Consider the following 14,249-nt stretch of genomic DNA (forward strand, 5'->3'; position numbering starts at 1 on the left):
ATCCGCTACGAAACGTTGCATCAACAAAAAATGCTCGCTGCTAGCGAGTTGCCCACCGCCGGCCGGCGTCGTGGTCGTGATAGGCGACCCGCCGACCGACCGTGGACAACTCGCGCAAGCGCCCAACCTGGAGGAAATCAGCCGAACCAAAATTCAACTGCTTAACCGTCCACGGAAACGGGTCACCCCCAAACCGCCACTCATGCAGCCCCCAGAAGGGTTGCGACATTAAGCGGTTTCACACCCAAAACCTGACCGGCCTTGGTCGGCGTCAAGATCCCCTCGTCCACTGTTCTTTTTACGAGCTGAAGCAATGCGCCGCCGAGACGATGTCGCCTCACGGTGTAATAGTCGGGACTTCCCTTCTGCCTGGTTGCACGCTCTCGGACCCACGCTTCGCGAAACTTGCCGTTAAGCTCGCGCCATTGGTCCAGCGAGATTAGTCGGCGCTGCAACATGCGGTAGCTGACCATCGGTCGGCTCACATTCCGAGAGCGGGCGAACTGGTCGATCTCGGCGGCAAGCTCGTCGACGGTCCGCTGATCGGGCGCGAAGGCATCCAGCTCAGCGTCGTCGAGCAGGATACGACTCGCGACGTCATTGCAGAACTTTTCGGCGCGTTGCTCGGGAACTCCACCGCTGATTCCCGTTTGCCCGAGCCAGATGTGAACGAGTTCGTGAAGGGCGGTGAAGGACCACGCAGACTTCGCGTCCTGGTCGTTGACCACCATGAAAGGCGCGACATCATCCGCGATCGCAAAACCCCGGAACACCTCGGCGCGGATGTTGGAATGGTGGCTACCGAGGTTTCCCATGAGCAGCACAAACACGCCGGTGCACTCGATCAGGTCGCGCAGGTAGGTGAATGCTTCCTCGACGGTCCGTTTGTGGCGAAACGCGCCGCGATCAAAGCCCAGTGCTCCAACAACCTTTTTGGCCACGTCGTTGACTCGCATCTGCAGATTAATGCTGCCAACAAACGGATGGGCTTGCGCTTCTTCAGCTTCCTCGAGCGCAGTACGGACGAGCTGTTGCCGAACGTGAACGTCGCGGACGAGCGCATCGAGCGCACCGGCGTCCTCTTGCCGATGCTCCGGCGGCAAGCTCCGAAAATCTTCGCCGCGATCGGCACGCGCCGGCGGCTTCTCGAGATAGAAAGTCAGCAGCGGCCGGCGATACGTCTTCGCCATCTTGAGCAGCTGGGGTCGAGTCGGCTCCCTTTCCCCGCGCTCGAGCGCTTTCAGTGCATCTAGACCAGAGAGGCGTGCGCCGCCGAGACGCAGCGCCACGGCGGCATCCTCGATTGAGAGACCAGCCGTTTCTCGCGCCCAAAGCAGAATGTCAGGGTTGATGGTTGGCATGTCGTTCTTGGCGTGGGCGCCCCCGAGGGTCGGTATGGCTACTGTTGGCTGATGGGCAATTATTGTACGCGGCCCACGTTCCTGCAGGCCAGCCAGGGAACCGATTAGGTTGCCAATTGTTTATGGCGACAGAACCGCCTGCGGCGCAGGGCGCGGCCCCCTGAGCCACTCCAGGTGCCACGTCGAATGCTGCCACAGTATGTCGTGGTGATAGATGTCGAGTGTTGCCTGCGGGCCACCCGCCGCGGTCCACGACGGTGAGGGGCGCTCGACCCGCACGCTGATCCGCCAGCCATGAAAGCGCTCGGTGCATTGACCGACGGCTAAGGCCACCCGGACGGCTTCGACAACCAGCGCCTCGAGCATGCGCAATTCGTTGCTGTCGGGCGTGGGCGGTGCACTCAGTAGCAGCGCGCGCGGGGCCTCTAGCGGGGCCAGACTGCACCGGCCAACAGGTTCGCGAGGGTGGCTCACGAAGGCATCGTCATGCATGGTATTTTCTCCTGCCCGGCGGCGTCGAACTGCGCGCGGGCGGTCGTCATCGCCACACTGATATTGCGTGGCGCGGTGCGTCGCGCCGACTCGACGACACGGCCCACTTCTTTGTGCAGCCGGGGGCACGGGGCGTGCTCGCCGCCTTCGTCATGACGCGTTGACGGCATCCTTGAAGGCCTTACCGGCCGTGAACTTGACCGTCCTTGCCGCGGCAATCTGGATTTCGGCGCCGGTCGCCGGATTACGTCCCGTGCGTGCAGCGCGCTGCCCCCTCGAGAACGACCCGAAGCCGACCAGGTGCAACGCGTCACCGGCGCTCAACGCGCGCATGATCGCCTCGAGCACCGCATCGATGGCATCGCCGGTGGCGGCCTTGCTCCTGCCGGTGCGATCGGCGACCGCATCGATCAGTCCCTGTTTGTTCATGGATAGCCTCGTTCTGTGAGTGAAACCCGCACCCTACCGCATCGCACAGCTCATCAGCAAACCCAAGCCAACCTGATGCTGGCCGACGTCAGCGCGACGCCGGGGAGGCGGCCAGAAGGCGGCACGCTAACCCGTCGCGACATCCGATGACTGCCCTGACCGCGAGCGTTGAGCGTGACGCAGCCCTGGCGAACAGCCATGCGGAGCTACCGCTCGGGCTGTCTGAGTCGCGCGTGGTACTTGGCCGCTTCGCGACGCAAGCGCGCCTCTTCCGGCGACACGTAAATCGACGTCGTCCCAAGCGAGGCGTGCCCGAGCGTGCGCTGCACGACCTCGAGCGCGACGCCGCTCGCCAGCATCTGCGTGGCGACCGTGTGGCGAAACGCGTGGGGCGACGTGCGATGTAGCTTGCGTCGCTCGGCTTCTGACAAGTCCGGCGTGGCCTCGAGCAGCCGATCGATGGCCCATCGGGTCAAGCCACGCGCGCCCCTTACCGAATAGCCGCCCTGGGCGCTGGCTAGACCGGGCGTGCCCTGGTCAGCCTCGGCGCCGAATTTCGCGCGGGCCCGCGGCGTCGGCGGCACCACCAGCGGCGCAATCAGTGGCAAATCCGGCGGTCCCTCGGCACTGCCCGCATCGAAAGCGTGGCCGCGATCGCGCCAATGCGCGCGAATCGCGTCGACGCACTCGTCGCCGACCGGCACGAAGCGCTGTTTCATGCCCTTGCCAATGACCTCGAGCAGCCAGCTCGCCGGCGTCTCGTCGTCGGCCGGCAACCAGACGAGCGCCCTCCGAGCGACGGCGGCCGCCTCGGCGATGCGCAGGCCGCCGTCGCCCAGGATGAGCAGCAGCGCACGCGCGGCTCGCCAACGCGCGCCGGCCGCACCGTCCAAGGCGGCCCGATCGGCGAGTGTCGCGCGCAGGCGCGACCATAGGTCGAACGGGAGCGCGCGCTCGATTTGCAGCTTGCGGGCGCGCTTGACCGTGGCCGGATCCGTCACAGCCCGCCAGGGATTGCCCGCCAAGTAGCGCACCTGCACGAGCCACGTGAACGCGGCGCGAATCGCGCGCACCGCGTAGCGCTGGCTCTCCGGCGAAAGACCGCCCGGTGCGAACGGGCGCCATTGCCGACTGGCGCGCGCCGCGGGCGGCCCGGTAAAGCGCTCGGCGGGCAGCTTCAGGAAGGATTTGTAGGCTTCGCAGTCCTCGACCGTCATCGACGCAAGCGCGACGCCGCGCTCGGCCACGCACCACAGGACCAAGCGCTCGAGCTCGCGCTTGTACGCGCGCTGAGTCTGGGGGCGCTCGTCGTAGCGGTGCAGATAGGCACGTACCGCGTCCAGGTCGTGCGCCGCACGCACGTAGGCGAATCCCGGCGCGCGGTTCGCGCCGCGCGCACCGGACAGCTCCGCAGGTACCGCAAGCCGCTCGAGCGGCGCCAACTGTTGCGCGCCTCTCGTAATGACGATCGGCGCCGGCGCGGCCAGTGGGTCGGCGAGCTCGACCTCGAGCTCGACCGCTTGCCCGATCGACTCAGCATGCCGGCGCAGCCACGCCACGAGCACGCGCGCGCGCCCCACGCCAATGCGCGGGACGGAACGCCACCAGCTGCCGCCGCGGCGGTTGATGAAGGCGACCAGTTCGCCCACGGTGCGGAGCCCTTCGCCGGCGAGCCGTTCGGCCACCAGTGGCCGAAACCAGCGCGACAGCGAATGATCGATCGTCGGCCGCGCCTTGGCCCACTGCCCCGCCGCTTCTTCGATGAGTTGCAGCGTGACGGGCGTGAGGCGCACCTCGCCATGTTTGGCGATCGACGCGTGCAGGTGCGCCACGAGCACCGATGAGCCTTCGCGCAGCGCGAGCGCCACCAGGTCGTCACGCATCGTGCGCAACAGCCGCTCGACCTCGAGTGGCTCGGTCGTCTCGGCATCGAAGTAGGCGCGCGCGATCGTCGCGATCGACAGCCCCTTCACGCGCGCGCGCAGCGCCGTGAACTCGGTGCGACTGTAGGTGCGGGGCGCGGGCAGCTCGAGTTGCTGCGGTTGATTGGCCATGGCGTGGGTCGGGGGTTCGGTCAGTGGGTCAGTGGGTCAGTGGTTCGGTCGGCGGCCGCCGTTAGCGAGGGACGTCGACGTAGCGCGGCGTTTGGAGCTGCTCGGCCAGCCACCTGTCATCGGCGAGCGCGGCGAGCACCGTGTCGGACACCGGCTGCCAGTGCAAGCCCGCCTCGGCCCGCGGCCGGTAGCCGGCCCATCGACGCCAGGCATCGAGCCAGCCGCCGGTCGCCGCGCCCGGCGCCTCGGCGAGGGACACCCCGTCGCCCGTCACACGCCAGCAGGCGGCCCGGCGTGGTGCATGCGGCGCATGCGTGCGAATCAGGACCGTTTCGCAGTCGGCGTTATAGGCCGCGTCGATCTTGTCCCCGCGGTGCGCCGCATCGAGCATCACCCCGAGCGCGCCCGCGTTGACGCGATAACACTGCAGCGCGACCTTCTTGAGCGCGGCGCGCGGCCCGTGCCGGGCCGCCAGCCAGCAAACGGCCGCGACCAGGCGGTGGATACCGTTCACGCCCACCACGGCGCCGCCATAGGCGCGCAGGATCAAGGGGTCCGCCGCACTGGGCGCGGGAAAGGGCGCGTCGCCGATCTGCGCTTCGAACGACGCGAGCGTCTCGAGGCCCCAGCCTCGGCCGGGCAGCCCGTCGAACAGCGCGCGCCAGGTGCTGGCCTCGGGCGCGAAACTCTTGTGAAAGAGCCCGACGATCGCGGTGAGCGGCACGTCGGCGTACAGGGTGTGGCTCTCGGAGCTGCGCAAGCCATACGTGGCCGCGCCAATCTCGCTGTCAAGCGCGACGGGGCGATCGACGATCGGGGTGGCCTGACAGCTTAGTGCCGCGCGGATCGCCGCGAGCGCCGGCGACGGCGGGTCGGAGCGGCGCTCGATCGGCGTGGCGGGCGCGGCCCGCGGGTCGGGATGCTTCATCGGGCACGCCTCCTGCGCGCGTCAACATCAATCGACCACCCCGCCCCAACGGGCGGGTCAAGGTCACCTCACGGCTACCGAGCCACGGCGGGCCACAGCAGCAGAACCCCCATCCCGAGCCCTACGGCCCGGCGGGTCCACTTGGCGGCCATCCCATCCTACCAACGTGGTGGCGACAGGAGGAAACGGCCCACACGATGGGATCAACCGTGCTCGGTGCCGCCCGACCCTCCGCGTTCTCGACCGGGCGGAACGCGGCGGCCGAGGCAGGCAGCGAAGCGCCTGCCGGAGCGGATAGACGCGGCGCGGGGGGATGACGGGCAAGTCTAGGGTAACTACCTATCCGCCCTCCCCCGGAACCCAGCTTAAAGCAGATTATTCCCGATTTTACCCATTAAACGCCATGCTGCTAATACGACTTAGCGGCATTGAAACCCTCCGTAAAAAAACCGGCGCGCGGCCGGGGTTCGTTGGCTGGCGGGCTGTCCCTCAGAACCCGTACGGCGCTGCGTGCCAGGCTCGCAGCACCTGATAATCGTGCTCGGGCAGCACGATCAGGCCGTCCTCGGCCGCCTCGGGCACGCGCACCATCTGGCCGCTCTTGACGAGGTTGCCGTGCAGACCGTAGAAGTACCAGGCGAACCGCGGTGACCGATGCGCTCGTCGAGCCGCGTGAGCTTGCCGTAGAGGCTATAGACGTCGAGCTCGCCGGTGTTCTTCAGTTCCGCGATCTTGCGTGTGTGGGCCCACTGCGGCACGAAACCGAGGTGCCGCACGCCCTTCGGGTCGGTGTAATCGGACGTGTTGAAGCTCCAGCGCAGGCAGGCGCGCTCCCCTGCCCGCCCGGCGCTCGAGGCGCTCCAGTCGTCGAAAAAGCGCCGGCTCGCCCAGCGCAGCTGGTGGTATCCCGGCATCAGCTCGCGGGCCGTGACCACGCGCTGCTCGCCGGTCGCCGGGTTGGTTTCGATCCAGCGTTGCTCACCGTCGGCGCGGCGTCGCGCCGCGTATGCCGCGTCGCCGATCGCCATGAACCGCTGCATGTCGATCACCGCCTCGAGCCGGTAGCTCGGCGCGCCGAGCGGGCGCCGCTCGAGGGTGTCCACCACGGCCATGCCGGTGGAGCCGCGCCGCAGTTCGTCAGCGGTCGGCAAACCGTAATGCTCCTGCCGTGGAAAGAGCTCGCGTCTCGACGAATTCCTGCTCTTCCCAGACCTCGATCTGCACGAAATTGTCCTGCGCCCCGCCGCGGTCCTGCACGAAGTAATACAGCCGCGGCTGCACCTCGGTCAGCCGATAGCCGGCGTCCTTGTGCGCCGCCCACACGGCCCGCACGGAGCCGCCATGCTGCTCGAGTTCGGCCTCGATCCACGTGCGGTAGTCGGCCGCGATCTCGCGATCGTCGGCGTCGAGAATCCGCGCCGGTCGCTCGCCATAGACATCGCGCGTCATGACGTAGCGCGCGCCGCGGTAGTCGGTGCGCGAGGCAAACGCAGCCAGCAAATCGGCGTGCTTTGGGGGTGACCGGCGTAGAGGCGACGATCGTCGCCAGCACATCGGTTTGCAGCTCGTACTCCCTGCGCATCGTGCTCCCCTTCCTCAAGGCTCGCCCGGTTCGTCGGCGAACTGCCCCTCGTAGTCCTGGCCGCCGTAATAGACGCCGACGATCGAGACCGTTTGGCCGGCCACTTGGTAAGCAATCACCACGCGCTTGCGGTAGTGCGTCACCCGCAAGGCAGGCAACAGGTCATCGCGCGGCACGCCGCGCCACGGAAACGTCGCCAGGCTTTCGCAATAGGCAACGATCGCGTCGATGTAGCGCGCCGCGGTCGCTGGCGCACCGGCGGCCGCAATGCGCGCCTCGATTTCATCGAGCGTGTCGCGGACCTCCGGCGCGAATTGCACGCGGTAGTGCGGGCCCGGCGAACTCACCGCGCGCGCTTGCGAGCCAGATGCTCGCGCAGTTGCTCCGGTGTCAGCGCGCGCTCCGGATCGGCCTCGAGCGCCGCGGCCGCCGGCACGACTTCGTTGCGCAGCCACGCTTCGAGTGCGCGATCACGTGCGGCCAGCGAGCGCAGCCCGTCGCGAATGACCTCGCTCTCGGACGCGTATTCGCCGCTGGCCACCTTCGAGCGCACCAGTTCGGCCATTTCCTTCGGCAAGGTAATGCTCATCTGTTGACTGTTTCGCACAACCGCCTCCTGTGGTGCTTTACATTACTTTATCCTACTCGCGTCTTGGACTCCTTTCAACCTGGCTGCGCAGCGCGATTGCGGATCGGCTGGCTTTTGCCGGCATCGTTGCTCCGGCGACTTCCCAGCGGTGACGAGTTCGGGCAGCGCGTCCCTTACCAGTTCACGGTCCTCGAGCCGCGTCCGGCCAATCCGGCCACGACATTTTTGAGCTGTGCAAGATGGTCAAGCACAATCGGCGTGGCTTGGCGCGTCTCTCCCCTTTGGGCACATCGCGCAAGCGTATTTGATCCGGAGGATTCTTGCGGTTGGGATGTGGGCGATGGCCGTGTTCGCAACGCCTGCGCGAGCTGCTCGTCGAACTGCATCGCAAGCTCGGGGGTGCCTGGGAGCAACCTTCCTGCTTCGAGCCCGGCGACGAAATCGGACTGCCAACCAGACACCGCGACGCGTGCTTGAGGCTCTCGCAAATCACGGACCGTCAGCGTACTTGCGTCCGGCGCAACCTCGAAGCGACGTTGCCCCTGCATGTCGAAAAACGTTCGGCCAGCACTGCGTATGATTCCTTCACGGACATGCTCCGCATTCGTGGCCGCAGTCTGCGACTCCAAAGCGGCAGCCTCGCGGGCAACGCGCTGATACGCGAAGTCGACAGGTACCTTCAGGAGCTTACGCAGGTAGGCAATTGGTGCGTGTGCCACACGCAAATGGTCCCAGGCGACGTCGACGACATCGGACAAACGCTTTCCGTTTTGGCGCGCTTCGCGCATGAGTTTGAAGACCAGAAATTTTCGAAGACCCAGGGAGCACAGGCGCTCGAGATCGGCAGGGAGCTTGCCTGGTTGTCTCTTTTGAGAAGCAGTAGGGGAAAGATCCTTATATATACCGCCGTCTGCCACGCTGGCAGACGGCAAGTTCGCATTGGTGCCGGGGTGGCCTGAGCTGGTCGTGTTGTCGTGTTCTCGCGGCGCCAACTCAAACGTAACGCCTTTAATTGCGGCTTTGCCATCGACTTCGTTGCTCACTAGGCCGAGCAACCCAGCCGCCTTGGGTGTGAGATGGAGATAGGCTCGGCCAAACAAGCCAGCATCCCCGTGGCGCTTCTGCGGTGGGCGGTGAATCAGTCCTGCCGCTTCCAGGTCGCAGAGGCTGCGATAGAAGGTACGCATTGACTGCATCGACCGTCCGGTCAGCAATTCGCGCCGGGCAAAAATCGCAGCGTAAGGCCGATCGGCATCGACAGTGCGCGCGAGGGCGGCAAGGAGTGCGCGGGCGCGTGCCGGTAACGCCGACAGATGTTCCGCGCGAAAGGCGGCTCGAAAGACGACCCACGGTAGATTGGTGGTGTCGCAGGTGAATTCCGACAGGGCCTCATCGTCGAGACTTTGCTCGGCGACATCTCGATCGGCAGGGTGCACATCACCCTCGCCAGCAACAAAGCGTTGCGCGATAGACATATCCAGCGCCCATTTCTAAAAAATGGTCGGTCTACGCTTGACTGTCAGTCGCGATCCGCTACACTCCGAGATGTCGAGTCTCTAGCCGGTTCCAGCCGGATGGAGCGATAGACGGGCGGGATTCCAGTCAAGCCCGAATTGCAAAAGGCCTTCGGTTCCAGCCGAGGGCCTTTGCTTTTGTTGCGTCGATTGCTATGGCATCGCCATTTTCCTTTTCCTGTAACGCTTTGATTTTCAACGATTCCCTAGTAGGGAAGGCGTTGCGCTTCTGCTCGCCGAAATCGTAACGCCTTGATTTTGCTCGGTTCCCTAGTTGGGAGGATCATTCCCCGCCGAGTGATTCACGAGCGATCTCATCCCGAATAAACTGCTCGATCTTATCAACCCACTTCGTCGCGGCCGCATCCCCGTCTTTTCCAGCGAACCGCACGCCGATCACCCCGCTACGGACTGAGACCTCACAGAGTTTCTTTTTGCCGATATTGATCGGCCGAGCAATCGCAAGCGGAACCCTTGGCGCCTTCGGGCGCGCCATCTCTAGCGCTCGCTTTTGCGTCAGGGATTCATCTTCGATGAGCTTTTTGATAGCGTTCACAACGGCCTGCGCATTGCCGTTATTGGCGAGGGCTGCGAACTCTTCCGCCGCATTTCCGCCAACGCGATCCGGGCGCTTCGCAATTGCCTCGAGCGCTTCCGGAGGCAAGCTGTCGAATGCGAGAATCCTCGAAACGTGCGAGCTGCTGAGGCCAGAGGCCTTGATAACGTCGGATCGGGTAAACCCGGATTCGGCCTGAAGGCGGACGAATTGCCTGTACTTCTCAAAGTCCGGAAGGGAAGGGGCCAGCAAGTTCGAAAACGTCGCACCGAGCTCTGCTTGTCGCTCGTCGCCGACGAACCGGATCCCAAGAATCTTCGTTCGGTTGAGCTCGTCTCGATATATGGCTACCCGATTGTGCCCCGCGACGATCTCGTTTTTACCATTGCCCAACGGACGGTAGACAACAGGGTAGATGAGGTCATTCGCAGCAAGATTGGCCTTGAGCTCTTCGTACTCTGTCGGCGACAGGACCCGGCGACGACCCGGTTTTTCGATCAGGGTTGCGATGTCGACCTCTGCTGCGCCCCCTGTTTGCCCTGACTTTTGCAGCTCTTCGATCAGAGCGCGAGCCTCGTCGAGCTGCTGCTTTACCGTCGCGGCCTCGGCCACTGCGGCGTCAGCGCGGTCTTCGGCTTCTTTGATATGCAACTGCGCGTCGAGCAGTCGACCCGGTGTCGTCAGCCGAGTATCAGCTTTCGCCGTTGTTCGATCCATCGTAGGGGTAGCCTGAATGTTGCTGGTCCGTTCGGCGAGCTTTTTACTGATGCCCATTTACACCTCCCTTGCCCATGCGCGCACCAACTGGCTATCGAGGTAATCAGCGAGCTGGTCGAACGGTTCTCGAATTCGCGCGTATGACTGGCTGTTGACGTCGGATTTCGACAAGTCGTAGATCGTTGAGAGCATCGCTGCCGCACCGGCCTGGACACTCGAGTCTGGGATCGAGATCGGGAGCACGCGCGTACCATAGGCTTTCTGTAGCCAGCCCTGCACGACTCTCGATTGCTCCGTGTTTTTTGCCTTGGTCATCAGCACGTTCACGAAGTCGTAGCGCTTGTGCTCGCGGACGCCCGGGAGTCGCCGTGCGACTTCTGAAAAAAGACGCCAGAACTGCGTCGAGCTAGCGAAATCCAAACCCTCGGGAGGGCAGGGCAGAACGATTGCATCGGCCGCAGCTAGACAGTTGGTGGTTATCTGGCCGAGCGCCGGCGGGGTGTCGATAATTACCACGTCGTAATCGCTGAGGTGCGAAGCCAACCCCTTGTTCAGAATGTCCCAAAATTCGAAGTGGCGGTCCTTGAGCAGCATGGAAATGACCGCGAAATCCGAATCGGACAACGAAATCGACGCTGGCACTAGGTCAACGTTGTGCCAATACGTTTCGCGGATCGAGCCAGCGAGCGACGATGCCTCGCCGTAGAAAAGCGGTAGCAGTGTCTGGTCGTCATTGACCTCAGTTTCAGGGCTATAACCGAGCAGCTGAGTCGAGGAGCCCTGTGGATCTGAATCGATGACCAGTACGCGACGACCAAGCAGCGATAGCGCCTGCGCTGTCGCTACAGTGGTGGTTGTTTTCGTGACTCCGCCCTTGAAGTTTGCGATGGCGTACACTCGCCCACGCTTGCCCGGCGGCCGGGTGGGGCGCTTCGACGTTGCTTGGATACACGCGATGGCTTCTTCCAACGTGTATTCCTTAGCACGACCCGCTCCGCGAGAAGTACCAGTAGGAAGCTTACCGTTTGCTGACAAGTATTTGAGGCGAGCCTTGTCGAGGCCGCACAGCGTCGCGACGCTGGCGCTCGTGAACATCGGTGCTTTTTTTCGCGGGTACGGCTCAAGCATGGCGTCCCGGATCTGATCTAGGACGTTCTCGGCCTGGGCCGCGAGCGACATGATGTCGTCGACAGTCAAAGACTGATCCACTTCGGGCAGCCTGGTCGGTATGGGCTCGATAGTGCTCACGGTTAGTGTCCTGGTAACTGGCGGGTTTCCCGGTTGTCGGCAAAAATGCGGCTAACCGGAGAATAAATGGGGACCCGGTAAACTTCAAGTAAACTCTCAGGAATTTCGACCGGTGGTGGGCGCCCTCGACCACGGGTCCTGCTGCGACAGTCAGTTGCTGGGTATCGCACAGACGAAAAAAAGGATCTCGCAAGGCGCCGCCGTTGAGGCGTTTCTCCTCGGCGCGGGGCTGCGAAACGGTCTTCCCGTCGAACACCACATCGAAAAACACATTGCCGATACTGGCAAGCCGCGCACGATCGTCACCCGCGAGAGTTTCCGCGAAGCGCGCGAGTCCGCGCGGCGCAACGGTTATGCGATCAACGATTGGCGACGAATCCACCAGCACGGCTTCGACCTGAGCTCGGCCGCGATGTGCATCCCTACCTTAACGACGCCGTGCTCTCGATGACACGAGCGGGAATATGGTGGGCGCTCTGTGGCTTGCATGGACATCGCGCAACGCATCCAGATTTATGCAGCCGCCGGCCAGGAGGCGCCTTGATCTGCAGGCGCGCCGAAAATGGACCGTCTACTCACCGTCCTGTGCGGGGATGCCAGGCAGAACGTAGTGCATCTCGTAAAAGAGAAGTTCGCCTCGAGACGGCAGTGTGAACGGGGCGGAGGACGATGTGAATCCCAGCGCCTCATAGAAGCCCTTGGCCGACTCTCGGGCCGTGCACCATGCGAGCCGGCCGCCGTGACGCCGAGCGTGCTCGCAACAAACCTTGATCAACACACGGCCGAAACCAAACCGGCGAGCGTCAGGCGCGACGGCAACCCCACGAAGTCTCCACGCGGTATCACTGCTGCAACCCGGAAGTGACTCCAAGCATACGGTAGCCACCGCAACGATCTGGTCTCCCTGCGAAACGGCGACGTGCAAGGTTCCTTCGTCGTCGTCGCCACGAAACCGGCAAGACTCGTTTGTCCCATCGAGAAGGACCGATTGCCGCAACGGGAATGCTTGCTCGGCCGAAATGTAATGGATTGAAAAGAGCAAATTTTTCTTGAATGAAGGCATCTCGCAATTTTGACCGTTAAAAAACAGTAGCCCTTAGATATGGCGAGATCGTAATCGATTTCACGGAAACGACCAAATCAAGGAGGCTTTTTTTTCCTACGTAATCGAGTAATATCGCAAGCTGTCTTTGCTTGGAAGCAGAATACATCACTGAGATCTCACATGCCAAATGGTGATCAATCCGATACTCAAATAGCATACACAGAGATTCGAACGCGCATTCTAGATGGGCGTCTTTTGCCCGGGCACCCGATTTCGCCCCGAAGCATGATCGAACAGCTGTCGATCGGACATACTCCAATACGCGGCGCGATTCAACGTCTTGTTGTCGAAGGACTGGTTGAGGTTGTGCCGAAAAAGGGAACATTCGTCACCGCGCCTAGCCAGAAGGACTTGCGTCACATCTTCGAAGTGCGGCTTGGGCTGGAAAGCATAGCCGCCTATTTGGCTGCAATTCAAGGCCCGACGCCGGATCTTGATCAAGCGGCTGAGAAGCTGCAAAGCCTACTGGAGGCCAAACATACCGATCTGTGGACAGAGCAGCACATAGGATGGGTGTTCCATCAAGAACTGTTTGCGGCCTCCAAGAACGATCGACTATTTGCAAATTACAAAATGCTTCGGGCGCAGACTGGCTTGGCGCTAAACGAGCTGATTCGGCACGATGCTAAGATCGTGCGTCGGGGAACGCAGGAGCATTTGGAAATTTACGCGGCAGTAAGGTCAAGGGATCCTGAATCGGCTCGTAGACACATGTGGAATCACATTTTGGACGGTACTGACACAAGGATCAAATTCATTCGAGGCGAGCATGAGCGAGCGACGTAATCCAATACCCATTTCATTTCAGATGCTAGGGGCGCTAGCATTCGGTATCGTTTTTGGGATCTTCATGCCGGGAGCTACGAGCAAACTGAATTTCGTTCCAACGATTTTCGCCCACGCTGTCAAAATGGTCGTAATGCCGATCATTTTGCTTTCGGTCGCGCTTGGAGCCTATCGAGCTGCGGCGCAACATTCGAGATTGGGAAAGACTGCGCTGTTCAGCATCGCTTTTTTCGTCGTTGCCACAGTGCTCGCGGCTGCGCTCGGTCTGGGTCTGAACGTGCTGTTTCACCCCGGAGCAGACGCGCATCTGGTACAGACAGCACCGATGCCGAAAAACTTGTCGGCTGGGATCGACTGGACGAAGTTTGCCGTCGACCTAGTGCCGGGCAATGTCGTTGGGGCGCTCGCTGGGGATAACTCGCTTCCCGTGCTTGTCTTCGGTGTGTTGCTGGGGACAGCCTTGGCCGCATCGGGAGAGAGTGCTGTTCCAATGATTCGCGTCATCGAATCGATGATGACTGCGCTCTTCAAGATAGTCGAATGGGTCGTAGCATTGTCGCCCCTGGCAATCTTCTCGGCGATCGCGACGCTTCTTGCGTCTAAGGGTCTGGCTGCTTTGCTTCCGCTGGTCAAACTGCTTGGCGTTGCGTATTTGGGACTCGGCGTCCTCGGGGTGGTTCTGAGCGGTGTCATCAGGGCCGCGGGTTATTCACCACTCAACGTCATCAAGCACGTCAGTCAACCGTTGATCCTGGCCTTCAGTAAGCGGTAAGCCATGGGCGTTATAGAGTTCGCGTAAAGGCAATCGCACAATGCCGCCATTGAGTTCGCTCAGGAGGGGCAAGCGATGACGGCCTTCGCAAGAGAAGAATTGGAATCGGTGTGGCG

Annotated in this window: 13 protein-coding genes and 2 pseudogenes; 3 read left to right on the plus strand and 12 right to left on the minus strand. The window is 62.7% G+C overall.

All coding sequences use genetic code 11. The features are described 5' to 3' along the window. Positions 1-200: 200 nt before the first annotated feature. The 11 genes and pseudogenes from GWC77_RS25195 to GWC77_RS25245 form a co-directional block, all read right to left on the minus strand. Complete coding sequence (locus GWC77_RS25195; RefSeq protein WP_173261432.1) at positions 201-1,361, minus strand: ImmA/IrrE family metallo-endopeptidase; 1,161 nt, start codon at positions 1,359-1,361, stop codon at positions 201-203. Positions 1,362-1,481: 120 nt separating this feature from the next. Further along, entirely contained in the window at positions 1,482-1,853 is a 372-nt protein-coding gene (locus tag GWC77_RS25200) for a hypothetical protein (protein WP_173261434.1), read from the minus strand. Between the two features lie 150 nt (positions 1,854-2,003). Further along, the gene (locus GWC77_RS25205; protein ID WP_173261436.1) at positions 2,004-2,282 is read right to left on the minus strand and encodes an HU family DNA-binding protein; all 279 of its coding nucleotides are present in this window, start codon (positions 2,280-2,282) and stop codon (positions 2,004-2,006) included. A gap of 206 nt (positions 2,283-2,488) precedes the next feature. Then, the gene (locus GWC77_RS25210; protein ID WP_173261438.1) at positions 2,489-4,336 is read right to left on the minus strand and encodes a phage integrase family protein; all 1,848 of its coding nucleotides are present in this window, start codon (positions 4,334-4,336) and stop codon (positions 2,489-2,491) included. Between the two features lie 61 nt (positions 4,337-4,397). Continuing rightward, entirely contained in the window at positions 4,398-5,264 is an 867-nt protein-coding gene (locus GWC77_RS25215) for a hypothetical protein (RefSeq protein ID WP_217283404.1), read from the minus strand. 489 nt (positions 5,265-5,753) lie between these two features. Next, a pseudogene (locus tag GWC77_RS25220) lies at positions 5,754-6,846 on the minus strand (hypothetical protein). Positions 6,847-6,860: 14 nt separating this feature from the next. Then, positions 6,861-7,193, minus strand: a complete 333-nt coding sequence (locus GWC77_RS25225) for a type II toxin-antitoxin system RelE/ParE family toxin (RefSeq protein ID WP_173261440.1) — start codon at positions 7,191-7,193, stop codon at positions 6,861-6,863. Further along, positions 7,190-7,453, minus strand: a complete 264-nt coding sequence (locus tag GWC77_RS25230; protein WP_367949105.1) for a type II toxin-antitoxin system ParD family antitoxin — start codon at positions 7,451-7,453, stop codon at positions 7,190-7,192. The genes GWC77_RS25225 and GWC77_RS25230 overlap by 4 nt, the downstream gene beginning before the upstream one ends. Positions 7,454-7,608: 155 nt before the next feature. After that, positions 7,609-8,910: a Replication protein O gene (locus GWC77_RS25235; RefSeq protein ID WP_173261442.1), complete on the minus strand. Its 1,302-nt coding sequence runs from the start codon at positions 8,908-8,910 to the stop codon at positions 7,609-7,611. 322 nt (positions 8,911-9,232) lie between these two features. Then, entirely contained in the window at positions 9,233-10,279 is a 1,047-nt protein-coding gene (locus GWC77_RS25240) for a ParB/RepB/Spo0J family partition protein (protein WP_173261444.1), read from the minus strand. Beyond that, positions 10,280-11,470 (minus strand): AAA family ATPase, encoded by a 1,191-nt coding sequence (locus GWC77_RS25245; RefSeq protein ID WP_367949106.1) that lies wholly within the window; start codon positions 11,468-11,470, stop codon positions 10,280-10,282. A 112-nt stretch (positions 11,471-11,582) separates the two neighbouring features. On the opposite strand from GWC77_RS25245, the gene GWC77_RS25250 reads away from it, so the two are divergent. After that, entirely contained in the window at positions 11,583-11,921 is a 339-nt protein-coding gene (locus GWC77_RS25250) for a hypothetical protein (protein ID WP_173261446.1), read from the plus strand. Positions 11,922-12,041: 120 nt separating this feature from the next. Here GWC77_RS25250 and GWC77_RS25255 read toward each other — a convergent pair whose 3' ends face one another. Next, complete coding sequence (locus tag GWC77_RS25255; RefSeq protein WP_173261448.1) at positions 12,042-12,533, minus strand: GNAT family N-acetyltransferase; 492 nt, start codon at positions 12,531-12,533, stop codon at positions 12,042-12,044. A gap of 162 nt (positions 12,534-12,695) precedes the next feature. On the opposite strand from GWC77_RS25255, the gene GWC77_RS25260 reads away from it, so the two are divergent. Both GWC77_RS25260 and GWC77_RS25265 read left to right on the plus strand, forming a co-directional pair. Beyond that, a complete protein-coding gene (locus tag GWC77_RS25260) occupies positions 12,696-13,361 on the plus strand; it encodes a GntR family transcriptional regulator (RefSeq protein WP_173261450.1) in 666 nt (221 codons plus the stop codon). Beyond that, positions 13,345-14,130, plus strand: a pseudogene (locus tag GWC77_RS25265) (cation:dicarboxylase symporter family transporter); the annotation flags it as partial. The gene GWC77_RS25260 and the pseudogene GWC77_RS25265, both read left to right, overlap by 17 nt. Positions 14,131-14,249 lie beyond the last annotated feature (119 nt).

This window comes from Paraburkholderia sp. NMBU_R16 (assembly GCF_013282575.1).
GTDB lineage: Bacteria > Pseudomonadota > Gammaproteobacteria > Burkholderiales > Burkholderiaceae > Trinickia.

Bases quoted from the DNA above. Each gene is read 5' to 3' on its own strand.
- GWC77_RS25195 (WP_173261432.1), bottom strand. From the start codon at position 1,361: ATGCCAACCATCAACCCTGACATTCTGCTTTGGGCGCGAGAAACGGCT.
- GWC77_RS25200 (WP_173261434.1), bottom strand. From the start codon at position 1,853: ATGCATGACGATGCCTTCGTGAGCCACCCTCGCGAACCTGTTGGCCGG.
- GWC77_RS25205 (WP_173261436.1), bottom strand. From the start codon at position 2,282: ATGAACAAACAGGGACTGATCGATGCGGTCGCCGATCGCACCGGCAGG.
- GWC77_RS25210 (WP_173261438.1), bottom strand. From the start codon at position 4,336: ATGGCCAATCAACCGCAGCAACTCGAGCTGCCCGCGCCCCGCACCTAC.
- GWC77_RS25215 (WP_217283404.1), bottom strand. From the start codon at position 5,264: ATGAAGCATCCCGACCCGCGGGCCGCGCCCGCCACGCCGATCGAGCGC.
- GWC77_RS25235 (WP_173261442.1), bottom strand. From the start codon at position 8,910: ATGTCTATCGCGCAACGCTTTGTTGCTGGCGAGGGTGATGTGCACCCT.
- GWC77_RS25240 (WP_173261444.1), bottom strand. From the start codon at position 10,279: ATGGGCATCAGTAAAAAGCTCGCCGAACGGACCAGCAACATTCAGGCT.
- GWC77_RS25255 (WP_173261448.1), bottom strand. From the start codon at position 12,533: ATGCCTTCATTCAAGAAAAATTTGCTCTTTTCAATCCATTACATTTCG.
- GWC77_RS25260 (WP_173261450.1), top strand. From the start codon at position 12,696: ATGCCAAATGGTGATCAATCCGATACTCAAATAGCATACACAGAGATT.